Source organism: Mycetocola sp. 2940 (genome assembly GCF_040548835.1).
Classification (GTDB): Bacteria; Actinomycetota; Actinomycetes; order Actinomycetales; family Microbacteriaceae; genus Mycetocola_A.
Map to the genome: position 1 here is coordinate 1 of NZ_JBEPSK010000011.1, position 26438 is coordinate 26438.

Here is a 26438-nt window from a genome sequence, read left to right on the forward strand (position 1 = left end):
ATGCACCATCGTGGCCGTGTCAACGATGTCTCGATACATGCCGCACGTCCTCGATGTCCCGACACATCTGTCAACGATGTCCTGAAACCAGACACTGTCAGCCCGACCGAATGTCCCGGAAACTCAAGGGTTTCCGGGACTTTTTAGGTTAAGCTGGCTCGGTCATGGTGTCATCATTCCGACCGTCAGGTCAGCTGACTCGCGTCTCGTCCGCTGGGTCGACCTCGTCGAGAGCCAGCGCCGTACGCAGCTTCCGGTCATCCGTGTAAGCGTTGAGGGCTCGCGTCGCTGCGAGCATCAGGCGGATGGCGACCACCGCGAGAGTGATTGCGAGAGCCAGGAGGAGGAGCGGGTAGAAGCTCCACAAGAGGTCGATTTCTAAGGGCATGCCCTGAAGCTATCGGAGAGCAATGGCGGGCACCATAGGTGCGGATGCCGGTCAGGGCGCGGCGGCTGCGGCCTCGAGCGGATAGCGCAGCGCGCGACCATCGGCGATGCCTGAGCGGTCCGAGGTCTCGTGACGGCTCGGTTCCATCGACCCATTGAGGCTTCGGCACCTCGGGCAGTGCTGTGCGCGCTCTGAGAACCTGTTACTCCTTCACCTTCGGTACACAGCTCAGCATCGGCATCTTCTCAGGGTCGATTCTGGCTTCGTTCGTCAGCTCTGCCACCGAATGGTCCGATGCCGCGTTGTCGTTGACGGAGAAAATCTTCCCCGCGAAAGGCTCCGCCGTCGGGTCTCCTTGGGTCGCGCAGACTCCGAAGACATCGTCACTGGCTGGATCGACGATGTCGATGTGACCGGCGACGTGCCACCATCCCGACTCTTCATCCATCCGCGCTCCGCCTGCTAAGACGGTCTCGCCTCGCCCCTTCGCGACAACCAGGTCGTTGAGCGCTGTGAGGAGGGAATCGGAAATCTCTGTGCACTCAGGCTTCACGGGTTTCGCCGGGCGTTCGGCTTCGGATTCGACCTCAGCGGCGGGTTCCGTCGGTTCATCAGAGCGATGTATCAGGTTGGCGAGTTGCCTTTCGCCTCAGGCACAGCAGAAATCCAGAACAACATATTGTCCTCGAGCCTGATCCCCATCCTGATCGTTTGGCGAGCGGTCTCGTCATTTTGTCGTGTGAACCGAAGTTCCTCTTCTAGGGGATCGCTTGCCAGCGCGGTGGAGTTATGCAGGACATCGTAGGAGTGGTCACAGCTAACCAGATGAAGCAATTCTTCAGCGATATCGACTTCACGAGGCGTAAATGAATCGTGAATCGCTCCAAGCGTCCGCTGGACTAACGATCAATGTCTTCGATGGCAGCAGTGGTCGTCCATCGCCGGTTAGCATTGGCCAAACCTGACCCGGAGGCGTTCCCGTTTTCCCACCAGAACCGGCCGCACGATGAGCGTAAGCAACTACGAGCACCCGCTTAGCGGTAGGTCGCGGCCGAACAACGATACGCGCCGCCTGATTGGGCAGCGCGATTCCACTACTGATGGGTCCAGCTGAAAGAACGTCCATCGGGGGCGCTACAGGAAGGCGACCGCACATACTGGAGCTCCGTCTCCGTTGAGGCGTAACGGGAAGAACCCGATGCTCACATGATCCGGGATCAGTTCCAGGCCGCGAATGTTCTCGACGATGAGCCCACCTCCCCCGAGGACGACTTCATGCACAGGGAAGGCTGAGTCAGTTTCTGTCGTAGGATCTGGGCTGAGCGTATCGACGGCAAGGATGCGCATTCCTCTTGCGCAGAGTTCCCGAGCTGCGGTCGGATCCAGCGCGGGATGACTCGTCGCTTGCGGGTCGCCGAACCACCTCGCCCACCCCGTGTCGATTACAACGATCGACGGCACGCGCGCGGGAACGGACGTGAGCGCGTTCAGCTCGTCCCAGCCGTAGCGTGAGCCCGCGTGCAGCTCCGGCATCCTGACCACCAGAGCATCACCCACAAGCTCGTCGAGCGTCACGTCAGCCATCGTCCGGCCGCCGACCACCGTGTGAGATGGGGCGTCGATGTGTGTTCCGGTGTGCGACCCGAGGCGCAGTCGTGTCACGGCTACGCCGTCGTGTTGAAGATCGAGAGCGGCGTCAATACGCACCGTCGGGTCGCCGGGGTAAACCGGCATCCCATCGGTGATCGGGTGACTCAGAGCGCAGAGCATCGAGACTTCATTGGGGGAACGCGGCGGCATCGGCGTTTTGCGTCGCGTCTGCGAGGTGCTTACTAGCCTCGAACGGTGTCCTGGCGCGCCGACCCCAGGAGACGGCGAGGTAGAGCACGAAAGTGAGGAGGAAGGCGGGGATGGTCGCCCCAAAGGGCAGCGGCCATACGTACGCCCACAGGTAAGCCGAAGCGGCGCCGATCGCCCAGGCGAGGACGGCGAGCCAGTTGATCCCGGCTGCGAACCAATATCGCCCGCCCCGCGCCTTAAGAATGTCGGCGTCGTAGCTCCGGCGCGCGATGATGTAGTAGTCGACGATCATGATCGCGAAGATCGGCGCGAACAGTGCTCCGATGGTGACGAGGAAGGTCGTGAACTGGGCGAGCAGGCCGAAGAATGTCGACCCGATGATCGCAATGAGTCCGAGCACGATCGCGGTCGGCAGGAACTTGACTCGGCGACCGGGAAGTGAGTTCACAACGGTGGTGACCATGCCGTAGACGACCATCGTATTGGTCGCCATGACGGACAGGAAGATCGCGACCGCGAACAGCGCCCCGAAGGGCTCGATGATGGTCACGGGATCGAACGGGATCGCTCCGCCTCCGCGCAGCACCACGTAGCCCATCGCTGTCGCGCCGAGTGACATCGAGATCACCGTGGACAGGGTGTAACCGATTCCAGAGCCGATCACTCCCCCGCGCGTTGAAGACGCGAAGCGATTGAAATCCGCGGAGAGGACCGTCCACGAGATGGCGGTGGCGACGACGACATCGAACGCCAACCCGGCCGAGTAGAAGGGCTCACTGGGCGGCGCGATCGTGCCGAAGTCCGCCGGTGCATACGTCGTGAACACCACGAAGAAGATGTACGCGGCGATCGCCAGAATGACCGCAGCGAACCACGGTTCCACCCGAGCAACGCCAGCATGGCCGAAGATGGCGAGAATCACGACAATCGTCTGGCAGAGTACGGCGAAGACGACGGGGCTCGAGAACCCGGTCGATGTCGCGACGATGTAGTTGAGGGCGATACCGGCGAGCATTGCCTGAACCCAGCTCCAACCCATGAGGATCACGACGTTCGCTGCGACGGGAAGCAGGCTGCCGCGGGTTCCAAAAGGGCCGCGGGTTAGAGCCATCGTCGGCAGCCCGGTACGGGTTCCTATTGCGCCAATCGTCACGAGAACCGCGGCGCCGACGGTCGTGCCGCCCACGATGAGCCCGATGACGAGGCCGAACGGCAGGTCCGGCACGAAGAGCGTGCCCGTGAGCAGGGTGGTCACCACCAGGTTCGCGGCCAGCCAGATCATGAGAATCCGACCCAGCGAGTAGGTTCCGCGGACAGGACCGGCGTCATCCGATTGGCTGTCCAGTCGGCGTTCGAGACGGGTGTAGAGCGACATCGTTGGGCTCCTAGGGAACTCGGGGTCAGGGTTGAGGTGAGAGGTGTTCGTGAATAGCAATGAGTCCATCCCTCTCGGCTCGGAAGACGATCGTCTCCCGCTCCCGGTAGGACTCGGGGCCGTCCGGTGTTTGGACGGAAGTGGAGACGGAGTGGGTGAAAACAGCACCACCGGCCAGGAGCTGAACGTGCTGTGCGCTCGACACGCACGACGTCACGCTCCAATCGCCAGCGACCCAATCCCGCCAGAGCCGCTCGTAGGAACTGCGATCATCCAGACGCTCGGGCTCGGTGTGGAAGATGAACGTCGCATCGGGCGCGAACAGTGAGAAATAGCGATCGCCATCCGTCGCCGCAAAGGCGTCGACGATCGCGGATGCTGCGGCGAGGACGTCCTTCTCGCTGGGGGTAGTCGAGATCATTGCTTCCTCCGTCGGATGCGTTCGCTCACCGAGGCGCCATGGCGCTCAGGAGTTCATACACGACGTGACTCGCCGCAACGGCGGTCACCTGGGCGTGGTCGTACGCTGGAGCTACCTCGACCACGTCGGCCCCGACGATCCGCAGATCGGCGAGCCCGCGCAGCATTCGCAGCAATTCTCTACTCGTCAACCCGCCGGCCTCAGGGGTTCCGGTACCCGGTGCGTGGGCGGGGTCCAGCACGTCGATGTCGATCGATACGTACAGGGGCGCGTTTCCGACACGGGCGCGAATGCGAGTGATCGCAGCTTCGACGCCGTGCTCTTCGACGAACTCACTCGTGACCACCGCGAAGCCCAGCCGCGAGTCGTCGTCGAGGTCGCCCTTGGAGTACAGCGGACCGCGGATCCCGACATGCATGCTTGCTTCGAGGTCGATGAGACCTTCCTCTGAAGCGCGGCGAAAGGGGGTTCCGTGGGTCAGCGGCGCCCCGAAGTATGTGTCCCAGGTGTCCAGGTGTGCGTCGAAATGGAGCACTGCGACCGGTCCGTGCTGCGCATGAGCGACCCGCAAGAGGGGCAGGGCGATCGTGTGGTCGCCCCCGATGACGACGAGTCGCTCGGCGTGCTCGCCGAGAAAGCGTGCCGCCGCCTCGATCTCGGCCATTGCGACCGAGATGTCGAACGGATTTGCCGAGATGTCGCCAGCGTCGGCAACCTGCTGGGAACCGAACGGGAACACGTCTTGGGCTGGGTTGTAAGGCCGAAGAAGTCGCGACGCCTCACGGACGTGCGCGGGACCGAATCGGGCTCCTGGCCGATAGCTGACACCGCTGTCGAAAGGTACGCCCACAATGGCGACATCGGCGCGGCCGACCTCGTCGAGTCGAGGGAGCCGCGCGAACGTCGCGATGCCGGCGAAACGCGGTACGACACTCGCGTCCACCGGCCCTTGCGGAACGTTCTGGTCCGCGGTTTCGGGGGGTTGCATATTAGACAACTTTCAGTACTGTATAGACAACTGCTGCGCTTAATGTACGCTGCCGTGAGCCGACCGTCAAGCACGAACCTTCATAGTCGAGGAGAACCCCTTGCGCGCAATCCACCCCGCCGCAGATGACGCGCTCACTCCGATCGGCGCGAAGCTGCGCTCGGCGCGCACCGCTCAGGGCATGTCCCTCTCGCAAGTCGCCGCGACGACCGGACTCAGCAAGGGGTTCCTCAGCCGGGTCGAGCGAGACGAGACGTCTCCGAGCGTCGCGACCCTCGTGCAACTGTGCCAGGTGCTGTCACTGCCGGTCGGCGCACTCTTCACGGAGCCTGACGTTCAGCTCGTTGCGTTCGCGAAGGCACCGAGGATCAACCTTGGTGGCGTTCGAGCCGACGAGCGGCTGATGTCGCCTCGCGGGGAGCAGCGCGTGCAGGTCCTCCGTTCAGAACTTGAGCCTGATGCTCATGGTGGGTCGGGCTTCTACACGATCAACTGCGACGTGGAGGTGCTGCACGTCATCGCCGGCAGCGTGATGGTGCGCTTCGCCGACCGCACGGTGACGGTAGACGCCGGTGCCGCGCTCACGTTCCCGGGTCGCGAACCGCACACCTGGAACGTCACAGGCGGCGCAGCGGCCATCGTGCTCTGGGTGATCGTCCCGGCGCCGTGGAGTGGTTCTGCGTGAAAGCTCTTCAGTTTCAGTCTCCACTCGGTCGCACCGAGAAGCGCGACATCATCACCGGTGTTCTCGGCCCCTTTCGCTGAGGAGAATTCCCAAGCCCGGTTGCTGCGAGAAACGCTCTTCACCTACCTCTACAACGATCGCATGTGGCGCTAGACCACTGAGGAGCTTGCCATCCCTCGGGAAATTTTCTCGACGGACTCGGAAAAATCGAGAAAGTGACAGGTTGACTCTGTCGAAAACGGCGGACCTATCAGCGACCTAAATTGACTACCAGGCGCGGCGGACAACGCAACCAAGCTGACGAGCCCGCCATCGAGGGGCTGCAGGTGGTCCGCTACTAACCGTGCTGGCGCCTTAGACCCCGCACGATCACCGCAGAATCGGAACCCTTAGGCGGTTCGGATCATCTTCTTGTTGACGAACTCCTCGATCGCGAACCGGCCCAGCTCGCGGCCTGATCCAGAGCGCTTCACACCGCCGAAGGGCAATTCGGCGGCGTCACCGAGCACGAGGTTTATCCAAACCATGCCGGCTTCAAGGGCGTCCGCGACGCGCAGAGCCTGCTCCTGGTCTGTTGTGTACACGTATGACCCGAGACCGAACGGAGTGTCATTGGCGAGCGACACGGCTTCCTCCTCGGAGGACACCTTGTAGACCGTGGCGACCGGCCCGAAGAACTCCTCATGGTAGGCGTCCATTTCCGGTCTCACATCAGCGAGCACCGCAGGGGGGAAGAAGTTCCCTGAGATCTCACCCGATGTCAGGACGGTCGCGCCCTGTGACCTCGCGCGCTCCAGCTGCTCTTTGAGTCTCGAGGTCGCCGCCTCCGAGGAGAGCGGGCCGAGCTGCGTGCCCTCGGCCATGGGGTCGGTTGGCTGCACCTTTGTCATCGCCTGCGTGAACTTTTCGATGAATGCCTCGTAAAGGCTGTCGATGATGATGAACCGCTTCGCGGCGTTGCACGCTTGGCCGTTGTTATCGAGGCGGGCGTTCACGGCGTCTTGGACGACCGCGTCCAGGTTTTCGGTGGAGAGTAGGAGGAACGGGTCGGAGCCACCGAGCTCGAGCACTACTTTCTTCAAGTGCTTTCCGGCGAGCTCCGCCACGGCAGCTCCCGCGCGCTCGGACCCGGTCACCGAGATTCCCTGCACACGCGGATCGGCGATGACGGTAGCTATCTGCTCATTGGTGGCATAGATGTTCGCGTACACGTACTCATGTGCTCCGAGTTCTGCTTCGGCGTCGTCGAAAATCTGTGCAATGGCCGCTGCGGATTCGGGGCACTGCGGCGCATGCTTGAGCAGAACGGTGTTGCCCGCGACGATGTTCGGTCCCGCGAAACGAGCCACCTGGTAATAAGGGAAGTTCCACGGCATGATGCCCAGCAATACTCCGAGCGGTGCGCGACGAATGAAAGCGGATCCTGTGCCCTCGGCGAGCTGGATCGGCTCGTCCGCGAGAAAGCCGGCGCCGTTGTCGGCGTAGTACTGGTAGATCGCTGCCGCGAAGTCGACCTCCACCAGAGCCTGGTCCAAGGGTTTGCCCATTTCACGCACGATGATCTCTGCCAGCTGTTCGCGCCGTTCGGTGTGCAGTGCTGCCACCCGCGCGATAAGAGCGGTACGCGCTTCGATTGGGGCCGTGCGCGACCAGTCCCGGTAGGTGTTGTGGGTGTTCGAGATCGCTGCGTCCACTTCCTGATCAGTGAACGTGTCATATTCGCGCACGGTCTCGCCGGTGGAGGGGTTGGTAACTGCATATGAACTCATGTGGTTTCTCCTTCGATCGAATGTCATGGAAAGGACTGGTTGCGCCCATGGGGAGGAAAAGTGTTTCGCTAAAGTGGTCTCCGCCAACGGGTCCCGCTGCCCTTGGTACCAGCATCCTCTCTCGAAACGTGAGGTGGCGCGTCATGCTTTGACGTCCGCGCCCTCCGCGTGTTGAAGTGGGGTGCGGCCAAAATTCGGAGTAGGAGCGGGACGCATTCTGTGCAACAGAGCCGCTACCTGTGATCGGCAGCCGTCATCGTTGTCAGGCGCAATGCGGGTCGGCGATGCCGATGCGCTGGGTGGTGGTGTATTCGGCTATGCCTTCGCGCCCCAGTCCGGAGTGTTTCCCTCCTTCGAAGGGATCGGCGTTGGAGATAGCTATCGTAACGTTCGCAGGATCGATGTTGTGTGTCGTGATGCGGACCGGACCGCAGGCCGAGCGCCAGCACAGCCGCGCTCGATTACATACGGCGGGCATGCGGAGAATGTTCTGGAGGGCTCGGAGTACCGCCAAAGGCGGTTCAAATGGTCATCATTAAGTCGACAGATTCAACTTCATCTGACCCGAATTGACCAAGTAAATTGGAAGCAGCGAACCGCCCGGTTCCCTGTAAACACACGGGAATCCGACAGTTTTCCGAGATTTTCGGTAAACCCGAGTTTAGGTTATTTCCTCCAAGGGGTCGCGTGTACGAATCACGCCAGCCCGAGCAAGCTAGAGTCCCGCCAGATCTGCCGGGACTTCTCGTTTCCCTCGGTGCCAACCCCGCATGCGGGGTCAGTCGGTGCAACCGTCGACATGCCCTTCGGCCGCGGAGGAAGGTATCAGCAAGACCGGCCAGCCCAGTGCTGGGGCTATGTTGCTGGCCTGCTCCTGGCGCGGGGATTCCTCGCCTTTCGCGCTGCTCGTAAGCACGGATGAGGAGCGCCGACTCTGCGGGGGCTACAGCGCAGTGGTAGTGCTCCAGGCGTCCGTTCCACGTGGTGACCGCCGGTTGAGGGTGGGCAGCGAGTCGATCGATGCGAACGTTTCGCTGAGGACGGCACCTCTGAGAGGCTGCTCCCTACGAATAATGTTCCTTGGACGGCAGGACAGTGGACGAACGAGCCAGCCCGCGTGCTGATCGACGAAGATGGTCTCCGCGTCACCGCGCGAGAGGGCAGTGATGCCTGGCGGGTCACGTCATATGGCTTCGTGCACGACAGCGAACACGCGCTTCTGGCCCCCTTGGCTGGTGGTTCCGCCGTTGAAGTGTCTTTCCGACTCGACTTCGCTTCGCAGTTCGACCAGGCAGGCGTGTTCGTTCGCGTGGACGAAACTACATGGATCAAATCAGGTGTCGAATGGAGCGACGGCGAGGAAAGCCTGGGCGCCGTCGTGACCCGGGGAGTGTCTGACTGGTCGTTGTCGCCGGTCTCCGGATGGAGTGGCCGAATCGTTACGGTCCGCGCCAGCCGCAGCGGCGACGCGCTGATCGTCCGTGCTCGGGTTGACGGTGAGCCTTGGCGACTGGTCCGGGTCGCGCCCCTGGACCCGGACGCAACCGTGAAGGCTGGCCCATTCTGCTGCTCGCCCACCCGAGACGACCTCACGGTGCATTTCACCTCTTGGCGTATCTCGCCAGCGGACCGGAGCTTGCACCCGGGAGCGTGAAGAGCGCGCTGGGATTTCGTCTCGACACTCTACTGAGGGTCGGCGCGGCATTCGCGTTGCCGAAACTCGCGCGCGGCTTCTACACTGCGGTGCCGGACACCGCTGACGCCGAAACGTGGACGCCGCCTCTCAATGACGCAGCGATGGCTGTCGCGACCGCACTCGATGGCGCCCGGGTTCCCGTGCTCATGGGGATCGGGGCTGCCAGGTTCCATCATGCTGTTCTCCTGGAGATCGGCACGACCGTCGTCGCCGTGCCGACACAGCGGCGGCACATGGAACTCCCGATGGGGGAGGTGCGGTTCGTCAAGCGGGACGTCGGTAAGTTGGATGCTCGGCTCGAGGCGACCGATCTCGGTCAGATTCTCGTGACGACGCCCGAGCAGACCGCCTACGACCTACTCACCGCCCGAAACTCGGCACGACACCGCAGGAAGCGCATGCGGCAGTTGAGAACCTTCGACCCCAGATTGATCCGGCACGGTTGCGTGCGCTCGCTGCAAAAAAACGACGGAACGTCGCTGTACAGCAGTTCGAACGGACCCTTGACGAGGGGCCTCGGTGAACGCTCGCCGTGCCGATATCCCCGTCCCAGGCGTCTTGTCGGAGACCGACGCAACCCAAGTGGAGGCGGCCTTCGGTGTCGGCCGAGAGCAAGTCGAGAGAGATCATCTCATCAGCCATATGCTCGCATCACTGGCAGGGTCCGTACGAGATGACGTCGTCTTCATCGGCGGGACCGCGCTCGCTCGAACGCATCTGCCGGCTCTCCGCCTCAGCGTGGGCAGGTCCGTCCCTGCCGACGATAACGTCCCTGCGAGGTAGGGCTTGACGGTCGCGGACTTCGTCTCGTACGGCGCGTACGGGCCGCTGCAGATCTGGAGCACGACGAACCTGGAGAATAAGCGATGCATCGCCGTGGTCAGGGAGAACCACATCTCGGTGTTCGAGTGCACAACGCCTCCCGCCGAAACCATCGCCGATTACTCGCTCGGCCCCAACGAGCTCCCGCTCCCGCCGTACGGTGAGCTGACGGACAGCGTCCGATTTATCCTGCACGATGGGGTCGTCGACGTGTACCGACCGACAACCGGGGGCGAGTTTTACGGCGGGGATTGCTGCTGACATGGTCGCTGACGGCGCCGACACGATCTATGACCCCGAGCATTGGGTGGTCGCTTTGTATTTGGACCCGCGCGGCTATATCGGTGCTGTTTCCAACGCTGGCCGAGTGCTCATCAAGACCGGAGGGCGATTAGAGACGTCGCGACCGGAGATGCTCTCGGCCCGCTCGCCGGCGGAATCGGAAACGGCGTCAAGGGTCTCATCTTCGGCCCGGGCGCGCTAGTTGAGGCCGCGAAGGGTGCTATCGCCACAGGAATCGGGGCTTCGGTGAAGAGCACGCTGAACTAATCCTGCCCGCAGGACGATGGCCGGTGATGTCCCGTGCCCGCGGGCCGGTCGCTATGCGTTCGGCCACCGCCCGTAAGTCGGTCCCTCAGGGCAATAGCCCCGACCCGGATGGGATCGCAATATGTCTCGTCGACCGGGTCTATATATTTCGGCGTCCCGGCTAGCCTTGCGACGCGTTCGGGTCAGCGCCGCCTTCGTAGACGTAGACGTCGACGTGGTCGCCCCTGAGCACCAATCGGGTGAGACTGACGGTCCCCATAATGTCCGCGATGGTGTCCTGGCCTCTCAGGGAACACCCTTCGGCGGCGCCCCCACCGTCGCTGATCGGCTGGCCGGCGTGGGAGAGGAGCAGGCAGGTCATGCCGTAGCGAGACTCTCCACTCCAGACGGCGAGGTGGTAGACCTCGGGGCCATAGAAGTCCTCGTAGCGCTTCAACTCACCGGGGCCGATCCCCAGAGCGTCAAGTTTGCCCCCCGGATCGTGCGGCTGATCGGCGGCGGCACCGTCCGACTTCAGTGCGAGCACATGATCCGGTGCAGGAAGGTAGGACCCACCTCCCCGCCAAGAACGGACCGGCGGCGTCTCCGCGGTCGCCGTCTCGGCCGGGATGGGAGTGGACTCATCAGCAAGCAGCTGCGAAATCCACGCGGTGAGGGCCACATTCAGGGCGAGAGCCGCGATGGCGCCGCCGACGATCAACGAGCGGCGGCGGCGCGACCACGGTACCGCGGGGGCACGGTTGATCGCGTCGGAACCGGCGGTCGGACCCGTCGCGGGGTCTTGCTCAATGAGCGACGTTCCGGCACGCTCCTGGTCGGCGAACGCCCCGCCGACAGGCTGAGGGACAGACGTGGAAGCAGAACGGGCCCCTTCGACAGTGTCAGCGACCGGGACGCGTTCCGGGATCGGAGCAGGGACCGGTGTGGCGGCACCGCGGACGGGAGTCGCCTGTCGGCGTTGGGCGGCCTCCAGTTCGGAGAGCCGAGCCTGAGCCGCCGCGTCCCTTGCGATGTCGGCATTCGGTCCGTAGGCGCGTCGCCGCAGGCGCGCCAGCTCGTCCGCTTGTTCGAACTCCACCGACCCCAGAGGGGCATCCATGTCCTCATTGTCCTCCCGCGCACGACACGCGGCAAGGGCGCCCAGACATCGCGAAAACTGGCGTTCCTCAGCGATTCGGGGAGCCAACGATTGCCTGCGCCAGAGGACTATTCGTGCCCAGCGCGAATACCGGTCGCTACGCGGGCACGACGTTCCACCCCAGATCTCTTCGTGGGGGCATCAACGCAGGCGGAATGGGACGGCGCGCTCTCACATCAATGCCGGCCCACCGTCGGACCGGACGAGGCTCTGAACGCCGTCAGAGATGCGTGGATGACGACGTAAGGAAGGCCGCTCTGCATTAGGACCAAGTCATCATTTAGAATGACGATGACCGTTCCGCCCGATGTCGAGGAGAATCTCGAAGGTCTCCGCGCCGCAATATCCGCCGTGATTCCCCCGAAAAACTCCTCCAACCTTCTGATTGGGACCTGGAATCTTCGCGCGTTCGGTGATCTGACGACCGGCACCGTCCGGGATGGTGCTGGCGACACCGTTCGAGAGGACGCAACGAACCTCCACCGGCGCTACCTCTAGACCGCACTGGTTCCAGGCGGTTTCGAGTGCGAAACACGACGAGCGTGATCGTCATCCGTCAGTCAGTGTGAGTGCCGTGGCGATGGCGTTCCCAACAGGTCGCCGGCGGACCACTCGGGTGGGGGAACTAGCTCTGTAGCTCCCGATTCTCCTCAGCAGCGGAGGTCGCGGCCCAACTCGAAAGGAGTTGGAGGCGTTCGGAGGTCGAGGTGTTCGGCTCCGCGGTGCACGTGCAGAAGGTAAGGCCCGGATCGGTGGTCATTTCCATGGAATCGTAGTGCAATTCGAGGAGCCCCACGGTTGGGTGATTGATCTTCTTGATGCCGGTTCGGTGGTTCCTGACGTCGTGCGCGGCCCACCGGGTCCGGAACTCAACGCTCTTGGTGGCTAGCTCACCGACCATATCGGTGAGTGCACGGTCGTCCGGATTACGCCCGGCGTAGCCACGGAGTGCGGCGACAATATCGTCGGCACTGTGTTCCCAGTCCGGATAGAAGTCGCGGGCATGTGGATTGAGGAAGGTGAACCGGGCGTTGTTGGCAGGACGGATGGAGTCGGCAAAGGTCTCGGAGTAAAGCGCACGGGCGAGTGCATTCGTGCCGATGAAGTCGAGGCGATCGTTTCGAATCCAGGCGGGAGCACCGGTGACGGCATCCAGGAAGCGCTGAATGCTCGGACGCACCCGTTGGGCAGATGCGGGCCGACGACGGGGTCGGACACCGGGCGCATGTGCACGGGCGAGGTCGCTGAGATGGGACGCTTCGGCCTCATCAAGTTGAAGAGCCCGAGCAACGGCGCGGAGAACTTCGTCCGACACTCCGGTGAGGGTGCCTCGTTCGAGTCGTGCGTAATAGTCGACGCTGACTCCGGCGAGGGACGCGACCTCTTCTCGGCGCAGCCCGGGTACGCGACGATTTCGGCCGCCTCCAATGAGCCCGGCCTGGTCGGGCGAAAGCTTCGCGCGCCGAGAACGCAGGAACTCTTGGATTTCGGATTGAGCCGTCATACCCAACACCATACGTGCGTGGAACCCATCCAGGGAGGATCTGACAGGACACCTCAGCGTGCACGACGTCGACCAATGGGGTGGTCTGCGAGTGCGTGTATCAACCGTCACTCCCGCGGACGCGGCAGACACGTTTCCATTGAGTAGGTGGAGGGCGAGAGTGACATGACGCACTCGCTCATTCACCGCTAGCACTACACGAAAGGAAATTTCATGCCTCAAAGCCCACTCGTCACACTGAACAACGGGTCGCGGATGCCCGCGCTCGGCCTCGGCGTCTACCAGAGTTCCCCCGAGGACACGTCGGCTGCTGTCACCTCGGCTATCCAGGCGGGCTACCGCCTCATCGACACTGCCGCCGCTTACGGCAACGAAGCGGAAGTGGGCGAAGGCATCCGCCGCTCCGGAGTCGACCGAGCCGAACTTTTCGTGACCACCAAGGCGTGGATCAGCGACTACGGCTACAACGAGACGCTTCACGCGTTCGACAGGAGTCTCGGCAAGCTTGGACTGGATTACGTTGACCTTTACCTGCTGCACTGGCCGATGCCCACAGAGTTCGAACGTACCGTTGCCGCGTACAAAGCATTGGAAACGCTCCTCAATGAGGGTCGCGTGCGCGCGATCGGCGTGTGCAACCACAGCGCGGAGGATCTCGAGAACCTGATCGCCCGCACGGACATCGTTCCTGCTGTCAACCAGATCGAATTGCACCCCTACTTCACTCAGAAGGCGACGCGTGGCGCCGCTACCGACCGCGGCATCGTCACCCAGTCCTGGTCACCGATCGGCGGGGTGATGGTCTACCAGCCCGAGAATCCGAACGACGTGCACAACCCTCTTGAGGACCCCACGATTCTCGTGCTCGCAGACAAATACTCCAAGACGCCCGCCCAGATCATTTTGCGCTGGCAACTCGAGCACGGCCTGTCCCCAATCCCGAAATCCGTCCGCCCAACTCGAATCGCGGAGAACATCGACGTCTTCGACTTCGCGCTCACCGCCGACGAGGTTGCGACCATCGACGCCCTCGACACCGGCAAGCGAGGCGGCCCGGACCCGGCAGCGGTCAACTCGGCCCTGTTCCCTTTCGCCATCGAAGACTGATCTCACCCGAAACAGAAAATCCATGAAAAACGTCAAAGCTTACGCCGCACCATCAGCGACCGAACCTCTCATCCCGACAACAATCGTGCGCCGCGACGTCGGCCCGAAGGATGTGCTGATCGAGATCGCATACGCCGGGATCTGCCACTCCGACATCCACACCGTCCGCGGCGACTGGGGACCCGTCCCGTACCCACTGACCGTCGGACACGAAATCGTCGGCGTTGTCACCGAAATCGGCTCCGACGTCACTCTCCACCAACTCGGCGACCGCGTGGGAGTCGGCTGCATGGTCAACTCCTGCCGCGAATGCGCGAACTGCTTGGCCGGAGCGGAGCAGTACTGCCTGAACGGCAACACCGGTACCTACGGAATCGTCGACCGCGACGGCACGATCACCCAGGGCGGATATTCCACCCACATCGTCGTCACGGAGGACTTCGTTCTTCACGTGCCCGAGAGCATCCCTTACGAAGCGGCCGCACCACTGCTCTGCGCCGGAATCACCACCTACTCGCCGCTAGCGCACTGGAACGCCGGACCAGGCAAAAAGATCGCCGTGGTTGGCATGGGCGGTCTCGGCCACATGGCGGTCAAGATCGCGCACGCGATGGGCGCTGAAGTCACGGTGCTGTCGCAGACTCTCAGCAAGAAGGACGACGGGCTGCGGTTCGGGGCAGACCACTATTACGCGACGAGCGACCCTGCCACCTTCGAGAACCTCGCGAACACGTTCGACCTCATCGTGAACACCGTGAGTGCTCCAATCGACCTTGACGCACATCTGGCCCTTCTGGCGCTGGACGGCACCATGGTGAACGTCGGCGCGCCCGCCGAGCCCCTCCCGCTGCACATTTTCACCCTGTTCGGGAACCGGCGCTCCTTCGCCGGCTCCGGAATCGGCAGCATCCGCGAGACCCAGGAGATGCTCGTCTTCTGCGCCAAGCACGGCATCGCTCCCGATATCGAACTCATTTCCGCCGATGCCATCAACGACGCCTACGAACGAGTGCTGAAATCTGACGTCCGCTACCGCTTCGTCATCGTCACCACCACCTTCGCATAACCGAAAGGAACAACATGAAACTACGCACACTGGGCGACGGACTCCAAAGCTCCGCCATCGGTCTGGGCGCCATGGGCCTCAGCTTCGGACTCGGCCCGGCCACCGATAAAGCCGAAGCCATCGCGCTGATCCGCGCCGCAGCCGACCGCGGCGTAACCCTCTTCGACACCGCAGAGGGTTACGGGCCGTTCGTCAACGAAGAACTCGTCGGCGAAGCGCTCGCGCCCGTCAGAGACAGCGTCCTCGTGAGCACCAAGTTCGGGTTCAAGATCAACGAGAACAACGAAACTGTTGGTCTCGATAGTCGACCAGCCCACATCCGGGACGTTGTGAACGCGTCGCTCAAACGACTCCGGACCGATCACATCGACGTGCTCTACCAGCACAGGGTCGACCCGTCGGTACCCATCGAGGATGTCGCCGGCACGGTCAAGGATCTGATCGCCGAGGGCAAGGTGAAGCACTTCGGCCTTTCCGAAGCGAGCGAATCAACAATCCGGCGCGCCCATGCCGTGCAGCGCGTCGCTGCCATTCAGGACCACTACTCCCTGTGGATGCGTGAACCGGAAACAACAAAGTTCGCCGTCTGCGAGGAACTCGGTATCGGGCTTGTGGCCTGGGGACCCCTTGGTCAAGGTTTCCTGACCGGGGCGATCACCCGCGACCTGAAATTCGACAACGACGATGACCTCAGGAAGGACTTCCCGCGCTTCACCCCTGAAGCATTGGACGCCAACTTCGCGGTTGTCGACTTCCTCAAGGATTTCGGCGCCCGCAGGGGAGTCACGCCCGCACAGATCGCACTCGCGTGGTTGCTTGCGCAGAAGCCGTGGGTGGTCCCAATCCCGGGAGCAACACGGCTGGCGCACCTTGACGACAACCTGTTTGCAGCGCACTTCGACCTGACCGCGACAGACCTCGCCGAAATCGACAAAGCCTTCGCAACTATCAACGTGACCGGAGCACCACTGTCGGAGGGCCTCGACGCAGCGATCGAACGGTGAGCCGACAATCGCCTCGCCGCCAATCTGCCGAAGGGTGTTGACAGTCACTCCCACAACAGAGAGCCCGGAATAGCGTCAAGGTGTGAACACGAACATCGCATGGAACGTCCAGAACTTCGGAATGGAGATCCCGGAAGCATCACAGGACTCGACGGCAAAACCGCCTTGATCACCGGAGGTAACTCCGGCATCGGCTTTGGGGCGGCGAAACAGATGATCGCCGAAGGCGCGTTCGTGTACATCACCGGCCGCGACCAGGAAAGACTGGACCGGTCGGTCTCAGATCTCGGCGACCAGTCGCGCGCGATCCGCGCGGACGCCACACGGCTCAGCGAGATGCAGGGGGTCGTCGAGTCGATCCGCGCCGAACGCGGCTCTCTCGACATCGTCTTCGCCAACGCCGGTGCCGCCTGGTACGACACCATCGAGAATCTGAGCGAGGAGAACCTCGACAAGGGGCTGGCTCTCGACATCAAAGGCACCGTCTTCACCGCTCAGGCGGCCCTGCCGCTCCTCTCCGACGGCGGCTCGATAATCGTCAACACATCCATCACCAAGAACATGGGCGTTCCCACGTTCGGTGTGTACGCGGCCGCGAAAGCAGGGCTCCGGAGTTTCGTTCGGACGTGGATGAACGAGTTACGCGACCGCCGTATCCGTGTCAACGCTGTCAGCCCCGGGGTCATCCGCACCGAGTCCCACGAGAAGGATATGGGAGCGGACGGCGCGGAAGCGTCCGTCAAACGAGTCGTGGAGGAGATGCTTGGACGCTGTGCGACGGTCAGCTAAGAACCGACCGCGGGTGTGGCCCTGAAGGCGTTGGCAGCCCGATTTGCGACTACCTGAGCGTCGCTTCCGGAATCAAGGATTGTATTTCGAGCTTGGCTTCGAAGAACCGATGTGCGACACGATCCCGATGGTGCAACGCCCGGAGAGCTGAGCGGCATCCTGCCGCAACTCTCCGGGCCTCGACGTCAGCGCGGCTGCTTGATTTTCTTGAGCGACTTCACCGCCTTTTCAACCATTTTTGTCGCGTCCTTCACGTCCATCGACGTCACGTTCGAACCTGCGATCACGACTTCGCCGATCGCAACGGCCCGGTCGAGCACGACGAGAGAGGCGTCAGTGTACTGCGAGCGGTCGATGGCCTTCGCGCTGGCAACCTTTGCCGTGAGCCCAGCCGTGTCGACCGGCTCAGCCGTCGACGCGGCGACCAGGCGCACGTCATCGAGCACGCCCCACGCACCGGCCGAGAGCGTGAATGAGGCCGAGATTTCGACATTGCCGTCGGCGCCGACGACCACCTCGGGCAGCGTCGCGGTGTGGAAGGCGTTCCACGTCGTGAACTCCAGTGGCACGCTCCAAGAGCCCGCCGAGGTCGTTGCCGTCAGTGCCCGTGTGTCGGTCGAGGGGCTGTTGGTGCCCTGGGTCGTCGCCTGCAGAGTGTACGAGCCGGCCGGAACACCGGTCAGTGTCTGCGAGGCCGACGTCTGGTAGGCCGCACCGCCCCAGAATGTGACGGCGTATTCGCCCGAGGAGCCGTCGGCTGTGGCCTGGCGTGCCGCGGGTCCGGTTAGTTGCCACGCGCTCATGTCGGCGCTTTCGAAGCCGGGGTTCTGGACGAAGTTGCGCGCCTCGACGACGACGGACGCGATCACATGCAGTCCGGTGTCGGTTGCCCCAGGGATCGAGTAGTTCCCGGGTCCGCGGATCCAGTCGACGGCATCCGACCATTGGACCGAGGGGTGTTCAGTGGTTCCGTCGTTGTAGGTGACGGTCACCGTCGCGGGCAATTCGATGGGCGAGCCATCCGACACTGTCCGTGCCACCTGTTCGACAGACACGATCTCACGCGGTGTGACGGCGCCGGTGTAGACGTACTGGAACGTGCGCAGCGATTCGAGCGGAGTCCCGTCCCACGCGAAAAGCGATTGGTTGTCCCAGGCTGAGCCGCCGTAAAACTCTCCGACGTGCACCGGGTCGTAGTCACTTGCTGCGCTCGTTGCCCAGCCCGACCCGTCGCGCTCCCAGAGGGCGCGGTTCGCCTCGAGCTCGGACGGAGGCCCGACCGGCAGCCATGCCGGTTCCCAGTAGTAGACGCCGATCCCGGCGTCGCCGACGGCGGCAACCGCGGCGATGACGTCGCGGAGTTCGGTTGCCTGCCCCTGCACGCTGACCGGGTATTGCGCCGTGATGCCGCCCGCCCCGATTACGTTTCCGTATCCATCGCCGTCATCGAGGGTGTGTGCCCATGACGTCTCGGCGACGATGACCTTCTTGCCGTAAGTCGTTGCGATGTTGCTCAGCACAGCAGTCAGGTTCTCGGTCGTGCCGTGCCAGTAGGGGTAGTAGGAGCTCGCGAACACGTCGTAATCGACGCCGAATGCCGCCAGACCCGCGGCATAGGTCGCATAGCGACCGGATGTCTCGGGGTTCGTGAAGTGCACCGCGACCAGTGCGGAGGGCAGAACCTCGCGGACGGCGGCGCTGCCGGCGGCGATGAGCGCGGCGAACTGGGCGTCGATCTCGCGGCCCGGTCGAGTGTGCCCGGCGATGGCGTTGTTGGTTTCGTTGCCGACCTGCACCATGCTCACGTCGACTCCAGCGTTCTCAAACGACTGGAGCGCGTCTGCAGTGAAGTCGTGCAGTGCGTCCACCGTCTCGGCATCCGTCAGCCCTGCCCAGGCCTTCGGTGCGAGCTGGCGACCGGGGTCGGCCCAGAAATCGGAGTAGTGGAAGTCGACGAGCACGCTGAGACCTGCGGCGGTCGCGCGCTGCCCGATCTCGACCGCACGAGCCACATCCACGTTGCCGCCGCCGTATCCCATGCCGGACGCGTCGTAGGGATCGTTCCAGACCCGTACACGCACGGAATTCACGCCGTGGTCGGCAAGCACGTCGAACAAGTCGGCGGGAGCACCCGCGGCGTCACGAAAGATCACGCCGCTTTCCTCGAGCGACAACACCGTTGAGACGTCGACGCCATTGGCAAAGCCGGGGGAGAGGCCGTCGACCTTCTCAACGAAGATATCGGCGTCGACCGGTCCGTCGCCTGGTTCGGCCGCGACGGCGGCAGAGGCACCCGCCGGGATCGCGAGCAGAGTTGCGAGCGACGCCGCGACGGCGGCAAGGGTCGCTCTTTTGTAGTGCTTGTGCACGATTCGTGCCCTCTCGTTCGGCAGCCCTCTAGCTCGCCGCCCGGAGGGCGATCGGAGATCCGCGGCGCTGCGGTGTCGTCCCGTCCAAACGGACGTGAACTGTGATCGGTCTCAGTATTGAGGGAGCAGTAGAGAGAGTCAAGCATTGGAGTCAAAGTTATCGCTGGCCCTAGGAGGCAATATCGACTGGGAGCGATCACAGCAAAATAGGACCTCCTTGACGGCACTGCAGACGTGATCCGGGCGCGGGAGAATAGTAGGGACCGTGCTCTGGCTGAGTCGTCCTCAGGCCGATGGCCGCCGCTGAACGAACGTTACGCCGACTCGCGCCGCACCAGTTCAGTCGGCAATGTCATCGCCGCGGCCTGGTTGCCGTCGATGACCTCCAGCAGCAGTCGTACCATTTCGTGGCTGATTCGGTCGAAGGGCTGCCTCATCGTGGTGAGCTGTGGCGATGTCGACACCGCCACAGGTGAATCGTCGAATCCAACGAGCGCCACGTCTTCCGGCACTCGACGGCCGGATGCCTGCAGCACGTCGAGTGCACCGGCCGCCATCAGGTCATTGGCCGCGAACACCGCATCGATCGAGACGTCCCGAGCCAGCAACTCAGTCATACCCTGGGCACCGCTGACGCGGCTGTAGTCGCCGAGGACAACGAGCGACTCGTCGAAGGTGTCGCCGAGCTCCTCGCGGTATCCCTCGAGGCGGCCGATACCACCGGATGTGTCCTGCGGGCCGGCGATGGTCGCGATCCGGGAACGTCCTTGCCCACGGAGGAAGTCCACCACAGTGCGGGCACCCTCGCGGTCATCGGAGCCGACATAGCCGATCTTCCGTTCGAAGCCGAGCGGGATGCCACAGGCGATCGCCGGCACGCGCGACTGCACGAGTTCGGACAGAAAACCCTGCCGGCCGGCGTGCGACGACACAAGCAGCACGCCGTCGACGTGTCCGGAGGTGATGAACTCGGTCACCCGGCGCTGTTCCGCCTCGGTTCCGGCCATGAGAAGCACAAGCGGGAGGTCCCGTTCCTCGAGCGCCTGCGCGGCACCGCGCATGAGCACGGAGAAGTTGGGGTCCTCGAACAGCCGTTCGTGGGACTCGGTGAGCAGGAACGCCACCGAGTTCGCCCGGCTGGTTGCCAAGTTCCTGGCGTGCGGGTTGATCCTGTAGCCGGTCTTCTTGATGGCCGCGTTGACTGCCGAGAGCGAGTCCGGGCTGACCCAGTGCCCGCCGTTGAGGACGCGGGAGACGGTACCGCGCGAGACTCCCGCTGCGGCGGCGACGTCGTCGATCGTCGGGCGGCGACGGGGGGCTGCGGTTGACACGCCACCAGCGTACTGGAACCCCGTCGTCACGCCTTCACCGCGCCGGCGGCGAGATCCACCTTCCAGAACCGCTGCAGGAGCAGGAAGAGGAGGATGAGCGGGATGATCGAGATCAGCGCGCCGCTGATGACCAGCGTGTACAGCGACGGCGCGGTCGCACCCTGGTTGAGCAGGCCGCTGAGACCGACGGTGAGCGGGAACAGGTTGTCGTCGCCGAGCATGATGTACGGCAGCATGAAGTTGTTCCACACGGCCACGAACTGGAACAGAAAGATCGTTACGAGGCCGGGCAGCATCATCGGCATGGCGATGCGGGAGAAGATGTGCATCTCCCCGGCGCCTTCCGTGCGAGCCGCTTCGATGACATCCGTCGGCACGGCCGCAGCCGAGTAGATCCGGGCGAGGTAGATGCCGTAGGGGCTGATGATCTGGGGCAGCAGCACGGCCCAGTAGGTGTTGGTGAGTCCGACCTGCGCCATGAGGAAGTACTGCGGGATCGCGAGGATGACGCCGGGCACGAGTACGCCCATGAGCAGGATCTTGAACACGGTGGTCTTGCCCGGGAAGCTGAACTTCGCGAGGACGTAGCCGGACAGCGCCGAAACGTAAGTCGAGAGGAGCGCCCCGACGCCGGCGTAGAGCGCGGTGTTGAGCATCCAGCGCCAGAACAGACCGTCACGGTACTGGGTGAGTTCGACGATGTTGTCCCATAGGTGTGTGCTGGGGATCAGTGTGAAGGTGGAGAAGAGTTCTGCACCGTTCTTCGTCGACGCCATCAGCACCCAGAACACGGGGAACAGGCAGTACAGGGCACCGAGGATCAGGATGCCGGTGGAGACGATGCTGAGTTTCTCGCGGCGATTCGGTGCCCGGTAGGGGCGACCGGGGAGCGGGGCGCGCACGCTGTCGGGACGGGAGGTCTGGGCGATCGAAGTCATGTCAGTCTTCCTGTCCGAAGGCACGCTTCTGGACGATGCGGAGGAATAGGAACGAGATGGCGAAGGTCGCGATCGCGATCACCATGGAGGTTGCGGCGGCGGAGTAGATGTCGTCGCGGGTGAAGGCATCCCGATAGACCAGCATCAGCGGCGACCAGCTCGTCGACAGGCTGTTTGACAGCGGGCGCAGGATGGTCGGCTCGGCGAAGACCTGGAGCGTGGCGATCATTGAGAACAGGGCCGTCATCACGAGGGCGGGCGCGATGATCGGGATCTTGATCCGCAGCGCGATCTGCACCTCGCTGGCACCGTCAATCTTGGCCGCCTCGTAGATTTCGGACGGTACAGCCTTGAGCGACGTGTAGAGGACGATCATGTTGAAGCCGACGCCACCCCAGAGGGCGATGTTGGCGATACCGAAGAGCACGAGTCCCGACGACAGCATCGAGGGAACGTCCCAGCCGAGCTGCTCGAAGACGAAGTAGAACGGGCTCACGGCCGGCAGGTAGAGGAAGCCCCAGAGCAGCGAACTGATGACAGCCGGAACGGCGTACGGCAGGAAGATCGAGATCCGTGAGAAGCCCGTCGCGCGGGTGCGTTTCGAGTCGAGCAGTAGCGCGAAGAGAAGGGCGAGCCCGAGCATGGTTGGGATGAGTACGAGTCCGTACACCGCGACCCGCCCGATGCTGGCGGCGAACTCGGGGTCGGTGAGGGTGCTGATGTAGTTCTCGAAACCGGCGAAGACCCGCTTCTGCCCGCCCGAGCCCAGGCCGAGTCCGACCACCTGCTTCTTCTGGAAGCTGAGGAAGAGGGTGTAGACGATCGGCGCCAGCATGAACAGCACGAAGAGCAGGATGCCGGGCGCCAGCATCGCGTACGGCGTGAGCACGCGGGTGCGAAAGTTCGACGACCGCTTGCGGCTCGACGTTGCAAGCTTGCGGTCGTCTGCCTTGCTGGAGGTGCGGGGTGGATTCACGAGGGAAGTCACAGAAGTCTCCGGGGGTTCGGGTTGCCGGGGCACACGGGGTGCCCCGGCAACGTCGGACGGCGAAACGGTCTATTTGACCGAGAAGCCGCTCTTGGTGAGGTCGTCGACAGTGATCTTCTGCATGGCGGTGACTGCGTCGGCGAACGCTGCGGCGGTACGTGCCTCAGCTGCCTTGGCGAACTCGTCGTTGTAGGCGCTGTATGCGACGTTGACGTTCGGTCCGTAGGTGAACGGAGCGACCGATTCAGCGGCACGGGCGGCGACGTCATAGAAGTCGTCCTGGTGAGCGAAGAACTCGGGCGAAGAGGTGAGAGTCGCTTCTGCAGCCTTCGTGGCGGCCGGGTAGATTCCGGACGTCTCGATGAGGGCCTGGATGGCTTCCGGGTCGGTGTTGAGCCACGTGATGAATTCGACAGCTTCCTTCGGGTGCTTCGACTGCGTGGTCACTCCGGTGGACGAGCCACCCCAGTTGCCGTTCGAGGCTTCGCCGGCTTCCCAGCTCGGAACCTCAGCAGCGACCCATTTGCCCGTGGTGTCCGCAGCGTTGCCCGAGAGAACTCCGGGTCCCCAGACCGAGCTGACCCAGCCGACCTGCGTGCCGTCGTTCAGACCGGCGTTCCACTCGGGCGTGTACATCGGCTTGTTGTCGATGACGCCTTCTTCGACGAGTCCGCCCCAGTACTCGGCGACCTTCTGGGTCGGCTCTTCGTCGATCTCGACGCCCCACGCCTCACCGTCGATGGACCACCAGGAGGCACCGGCCTGCTGGCTGAGTCCGGTGAACCAGCCGGCGTCGTTCGCCGAGAAGGTTCCGAGGTATTTGGTCGGATCTGCGGCGTGCAGTGCCCGGGCGGTTTCGGCGTACTCATCCCACGTGGTCGGCACGGTGAGGCCGTACTGGTCGAGGATGTCCTGGCGGTAGTAGGCCATCATGGGACCGGTGTCCTGCGGGATCGCGTAGACGGCATCCGACCCGAGAGTGGTGGAATCCCAGACCGATGCGGGGAACTCGTTCTTGAGGTCGTTCGCGCCGGCGTCCGAGATGTCGGCGAGAGCGTCGGAGGAGACTAGCGTCGGGATCTTCTGATACTCGGCCTGGATCAGGTCGGGAGCGCCGCTGCCAGCCTTGATGGCCGTGAGGAGCTTGGTGATGGCGGGGTCGCCACCGTCCTGCTTGTTGACGGTGACCTGGATGTCAGGGTTCTTCTCGTTCCAGATGTCGACCACCTTGTCGAGGTTGGGCGCCCAGGCCCAGTAGTTGAGCTTCACGGGACCGGAGCTGTCGCTCCCGCTTCCCCCAGCATCGGCTGAACATCCGGTGAAGAGCATGGTTGCTGCAGCGACGGTCGCCAGCGCAGTCATGCGAAGTGATGAACGCATTCGTCCTCCTTGTCGAAAGCAAATCCCTGGTGCCAGGGGCGGTCCGCCGCGCGCTTTCGTAGGAAGCACCGCTTTGTACCTGTGAGCGGTTCTAGTAAGACACACAATCTAAATGCTGTCAAACAAGGGTTTTGCGACTGGCCGCAACGGCGGGTTCTGTGATAGAACTGTGACCGCACACAGTCAAAGGAGATGCATACATGTCGTGGATTCCCGGCTCGACGAGCCTTCGTTACGGCGGCGACTACAACCCCGAGCAGTGGGACCGCGAGATTTGGCTCGAGGATGTCGCGCTGATGATGGATGCCGGCGTCAACCTGGTCAGTCTCGGGATCTTCTCGTGGGCGGTACTCGAACCGCGCGAGGGTGAGTACGACTTCAGCTTTCTCGACGACATCATCGGTTTACTTGCCGGCGCCGGCATCGACGTCGACCTCGGTACGCCCACGGCCGCTCCGCCGGCCTGGTTCTGGAAGAAGTACCCGGCGGCGCACCCGGTCACCCGCGACGGTCGCACGCTCGGCTTTGGCTCCCGCGGCATGGTCAGCCCCAGTTCCCCCGAATACCGTCGCGCGTCCGCGGCGATCGCCGACCAGCTGGCGCGGCGCTACGCCGACAACCCTGCCGTCGTGATGTGGCACGTGCACAACGAATACGGTGCCCCGATCAGCGACAGCTACGACGACTACTCGGTGCTCGCCTTCCAAAGGTGGCTGCGGGCACGTTACGGCACCCTCGACAGTCTCAACCGAGCCTGGGGCACCCGCTTCTGGGGCCAGGTCTACGGTGAGTGGGACGAGATCGACGCCCCGCGTGTCTCGGCGAGCGTGTCGAACCAGGCTCAGCGGCTCGACTTCCAGCGCTTCACTTCCGACGCATTGCTCGCCTGTTACGTCGGCGAGCGGGACGCCATCCGGGTGTATACGGACGCCCCGATCACGACGAACTTCATGGCGACGAACTGCCCGTCGGTCGACTACTGGAAGTGGGCGAAAGAGGTCGACATTGTCGCCAACGACCACTACCTCGTCGCGGAGCGCACCGACAACCACGTCCTTCTTGCCATGGACGCCGACTTCACCCGCTCCCTCGCCGGGAACCGTCCGTGGATCCTGATGGAGCACTCCACCTCCGCGGTGAACTGGCAGCCGAGGAACATCGCGAAGCGCGCGGGTGAGATGGCGCGCAACAGCCTGTGCCACGTCGCACGCGGTGCGGATGCCGTGATGTTCTTCCAGTTCCGTGCCAGCCGATTCGGGGCAGAGAAGTTCCACTCGGCGATGCTGCCCCACGGCGGCACCGGCACCCGGATCTGGAAGGAGGTCGTGCAGCTCGGCTCCGACCTCGCCGGGCTGTCGCGGGTCGGCGGATCGCGCGTGACGGCATCCGTCGCCATCGTCTGGAGCATCGAGTCGTTCTGGGCGCTGGATCTCGAGTGGCGGCCGTCGGTCGAGCTCGGCCACCGCGAACGGATCGAAGCGTTCTACACCGCGCTCTGGGGCCTCGGCGTCACGGTCGACTTCGTGCACCCCTCACACGACCTGTCTGGCTACGATGTCGTCTTCGCGCCGAGCCTGTACCTGCTCGCCGAGGACGACGCGGTGAACATCGACGGTTACGTGTCAGGCGGCGGAAACCTCGTCGTGTCGTACTTCTCGGGAATCGTCGGCGACAACGACGAGGTGCCCACCGGTGCCTCGCCTGGTGCCCTGCGCGATGTGCTCGGGCTGTCGATCGAGGAGTTCCTGCCGCTGTACGAGGACCAGACCGTTTCGCTCAGCGACGGCGGGTCCGGCCGGGCGTGGGCCGACGACATCACGTTGGGCACGGCGAGCGCTGTGGCGACGTACGTCGACGGGCCGGCGGCAGGCAAGGCTGCTGTTACGCGCAACTCGCGCGGATCGGGGTCGGCCTGGTACGTGTCGACAAAGCTCGAAGGCGCCGACCTTCTGTCGTTCGTCGTGGCGGCGCTCGATGCGGCTGGCGTGTCCTACTCCGCCCCGGCGGAGGGGCTCGAGGTCGTGACGCGAAGCGGCGAGACCGAAGATTTCATCTTCCACATCAACCATTCCGACGCGGAGGCGCCGTTGCTGGCGGCCGGAACCGACGTACTTACACGTGAAGAGATCGCGGTAGGAGGAACGGTCCCGGCCGGAGGCGTGCGTGTCGTTGCACGCCCGCGCGTCGTCGGGGAAACCGCTGTTCGGACTGACGACATCCACCAGATGGCGCGCTAATTGAGCTTATGACCGTGCAGCGGAGGACCCTGGTTATAGCCTCCAAAGGTAGAGGCGATGGGACACGAAACGCGATGAGACGACTTTCGAGACG

The 26438-nt window shown here is 63.5% G+C and carries 24 protein-coding genes; 9 read left to right on the plus strand and 15 right to left on the minus strand.

Annotated elements, in window-relative coordinates:
* Positions 1 to 190: 190 nt before the first annotated feature.
* The 6 genes from ABIE24_RS13515 to speB all read right to left on the minus strand — a co-directional run bounded on the left by ABIE24_RS13515 (position 191) and on the right by speB (position 4972).
* Positions 191 to 388, minus strand: coding sequence for a hypothetical protein (locus tag ABIE24_RS13515; RefSeq protein ID WP_354500505.1), 198 nt, complete (start codon positions 386 to 388; stop codon positions 191 to 193).
* Positions 389 to 590: 202 nt separating this feature from the next.
* Complete coding sequence (locus tag ABIE24_RS13520; protein ID WP_354500507.1) at positions 591 to 836, minus strand: hypothetical protein; 246 nt, start codon at positions 834 to 836, stop codon at positions 591 to 593.
* A 686-nt stretch (positions 837 to 1522) separates the two neighbouring features.
* The gene (locus ABIE24_RS13525; RefSeq protein WP_354500509.1) at positions 1523 to 2188 is read right to left on the minus strand and encodes a cyclase family protein; all 666 of its coding nucleotides are present in this window, start codon (positions 2186 to 2188) and stop codon (positions 1523 to 1525) included.
* The gene (locus tag ABIE24_RS13530) at positions 2166 to 3563 is read right to left on the minus strand and encodes a purine-cytosine permease family protein (protein ID WP_354500511.1); all 1398 of its coding nucleotides are present in this window, start codon (positions 3561 to 3563) and stop codon (positions 2166 to 2168) included. Before ABIE24_RS13530 ends, ABIE24_RS13525 begins: the two co-directional genes overlap by 23 nt.
* Positions 3564 to 3588: 25 nt before the next feature.
* A complete protein-coding gene (locus tag ABIE24_RS13535; RefSeq protein WP_354500513.1) occupies positions 3589 to 3984 on the minus strand; it encodes a YybH family protein in 396 nt (131 codons plus the stop codon).
* Between the two features lie 25 nt (positions 3985 to 4009).
* Positions 4010 to 4972 carry an agmatinase gene (speB, locus tag ABIE24_RS13540; protein WP_354500515.1) on the minus strand — a complete coding sequence of 321 codons (963 nt, stop codon included), beginning with the start codon at positions 4970 to 4972 and terminating at the stop codon, positions 4010 to 4012.
* A gap of 100 nt (positions 4973 to 5072) precedes the next feature.
* Between speB and ABIE24_RS13545 the strand changes: the two genes are divergently transcribed.
* Positions 5073 to 5657, plus strand: a complete 585-nt coding sequence (locus ABIE24_RS13545; protein WP_354500516.1) for a helix-turn-helix domain-containing protein — start codon at positions 5073 to 5075, stop codon at positions 5655 to 5657.
* Positions 5658 to 6046: 389 nt separating this feature from the next.
* Here ABIE24_RS13545 and ABIE24_RS13550 read toward each other — a convergent pair whose 3' ends face one another.
* Together ABIE24_RS13550 and ABIE24_RS13555 are read right to left on the minus strand one after the other, a co-directional pair.
* On the minus strand, positions 6047 to 7426 hold the full coding sequence (locus ABIE24_RS13550) for an NAD-dependent succinate-semialdehyde dehydrogenase (RefSeq protein WP_354500643.1): 1380 nt from the start codon (positions 7424 to 7426) through the stop codon (positions 6047 to 6049).
* A 262-nt stretch (positions 7427 to 7688) separates the two neighbouring features.
* On the minus strand, positions 7689 to 7904 hold the full coding sequence (locus ABIE24_RS13555; RefSeq protein WP_354500655.1) for a hypothetical protein: 216 nt from the start codon (positions 7902 to 7904) through the stop codon (positions 7689 to 7691).
* 579 nt (positions 7905 to 8483) lie between these two features.
* Between ABIE24_RS13555 and ABIE24_RS13560 the strand changes: the two genes are divergently transcribed.
* Together ABIE24_RS13560 and ABIE24_RS13565 are read left to right on the plus strand one after the other, a co-directional pair.
* Complete coding sequence (locus ABIE24_RS13560; protein WP_354500645.1) at positions 8484 to 9080, plus strand: DUF1349 domain-containing protein; 597 nt, start codon at positions 8484 to 8486, stop codon at positions 9078 to 9080.
* A gap of 828 nt (positions 9081 to 9908) precedes the next feature.
* Positions 9909 to 10205, plus strand: coding sequence for a hypothetical protein (locus ABIE24_RS13565; protein ID WP_354500518.1), 297 nt, complete (start codon positions 9909 to 9911; stop codon positions 10203 to 10205).
* A 448-nt stretch (positions 10206 to 10653) separates the two neighbouring features.
* Here the strand turns inward: ABIE24_RS13565 and ABIE24_RS13570 are convergent, their stop codons facing one another.
* The gene (locus tag ABIE24_RS13570; RefSeq protein WP_354500520.1) at positions 10654 to 11592 is read right to left on the minus strand and encodes a hypothetical protein; all 939 of its coding nucleotides are present in this window, start codon (positions 11590 to 11592) and stop codon (positions 10654 to 10656) included.
* 330 nt (positions 11593 to 11922) lie between these two features.
* Here ABIE24_RS13570 and ABIE24_RS13575 point away from each other — a divergent pair, with 330 nt between their 5' ends.
* The gene (locus ABIE24_RS13575; RefSeq protein ID WP_354500522.1) at positions 11923 to 12129 is read left to right on the plus strand and encodes a hypothetical protein; all 207 of its coding nucleotides are present in this window, start codon (positions 11923 to 11925) and stop codon (positions 12127 to 12129) included.
* Between the two features lie 127 nt (positions 12130 to 12256).
* Here ABIE24_RS13575 and ABIE24_RS13580 read toward each other — a convergent pair whose 3' ends face one another.
* Positions 12257 to 13147 (minus strand): helix-turn-helix transcriptional regulator, encoded by an 891-nt coding sequence (locus ABIE24_RS13580; protein WP_354500647.1) that lies wholly within the window; start codon positions 13145 to 13147, stop codon positions 12257 to 12259.
* Between the two features lie 201 nt (positions 13148 to 13348).
* Here ABIE24_RS13580 and ABIE24_RS13585 point away from each other — a divergent pair, with 201 nt between their 5' ends.
* From ABIE24_RS13585 to ABIE24_RS13600, 4 genes are all read left to right on the plus strand, one after another.
* A complete protein-coding gene (locus ABIE24_RS13585; protein ID WP_354500524.1) occupies positions 13349 to 14242 on the plus strand; it encodes an aldo/keto reductase in 894 nt (297 codons plus the stop codon).
* Positions 14243 to 14264: 22 nt separating this feature from the next.
* A complete protein-coding gene (locus ABIE24_RS13590) occupies positions 14265 to 15308 on the plus strand; it encodes an NAD(P)-dependent alcohol dehydrogenase (RefSeq protein WP_354500525.1) in 1044 nt (347 codons plus the stop codon).
* A gap of 14 nt (positions 15309 to 15322) precedes the next feature.
* Positions 15323 to 16312: an aldo/keto reductase gene (locus tag ABIE24_RS13595; protein ID WP_354500527.1), complete on the plus strand. Its 990-nt coding sequence runs from the start codon at positions 15323 to 15325 to the stop codon at positions 16310 to 16312.
* Between the two features lie 99 nt (positions 16313 to 16411).
* Positions 16412 to 17101, plus strand: coding sequence for an SDR family NAD(P)-dependent oxidoreductase (locus ABIE24_RS13600; protein ID WP_354500528.1), 690 nt, complete (start codon positions 16412 to 16414; stop codon positions 17099 to 17101).
* Positions 17102 to 17286: 185 nt separating this feature from the next.
* On the opposite strand, the gene ABIE24_RS13605 is transcribed toward ABIE24_RS13600, so the two are convergent.
* The 5 genes from ABIE24_RS13605 to ABIE24_RS13625 form a co-directional block, all read right to left on the minus strand.
* Entirely contained in the window at positions 17287 to 19470 is a 2184-nt protein-coding gene (locus tag ABIE24_RS13605; protein ID WP_354500530.1) for a glycosyl hydrolase 53 family protein, read from the minus strand.
* A gap of 314 nt (positions 19471 to 19784) precedes the next feature.
* Positions 19785 to 20801, minus strand: a complete 1017-nt coding sequence (locus tag ABIE24_RS13610) for a LacI family DNA-binding transcriptional regulator (protein ID WP_354500532.1) — start codon at positions 20799 to 20801, stop codon at positions 19785 to 19787.
* A 26-nt stretch (positions 20802 to 20827) separates the two neighbouring features.
* Entirely contained in the window at positions 20828 to 21739 is a 912-nt protein-coding gene (locus tag ABIE24_RS13615; RefSeq protein ID WP_354500533.1) for a carbohydrate ABC transporter permease, read from the minus strand.
* 1 nt (position 21740) lies between these two features.
* Complete coding sequence (locus ABIE24_RS13620; protein WP_502916282.1) at positions 21741 to 22727, minus strand: carbohydrate ABC transporter permease; 987 nt, start codon at positions 22725 to 22727, stop codon at positions 21741 to 21743.
* A gap of 69 nt (positions 22728 to 22796) precedes the next feature.
* Positions 22797 to 24107, minus strand: a complete 1311-nt coding sequence (locus ABIE24_RS13625) for an ABC transporter substrate-binding protein (RefSeq protein WP_354500535.1) — start codon at positions 24105 to 24107, stop codon at positions 22797 to 22799.
* Positions 24108 to 24307: 200 nt separating this feature from the next.
* Between ABIE24_RS13625 and ABIE24_RS13630 the strand changes: the two genes are divergently transcribed.
* On the plus strand, positions 24308 to 26344 hold the full coding sequence (locus tag ABIE24_RS13630) for a beta-galactosidase (RefSeq protein WP_354500537.1): 2037 nt from the start codon (positions 24308 to 24310) through the stop codon (positions 26342 to 26344).
* The last annotated feature ends 94 nt before the right edge of the window (positions 26345 to 26438 follow it).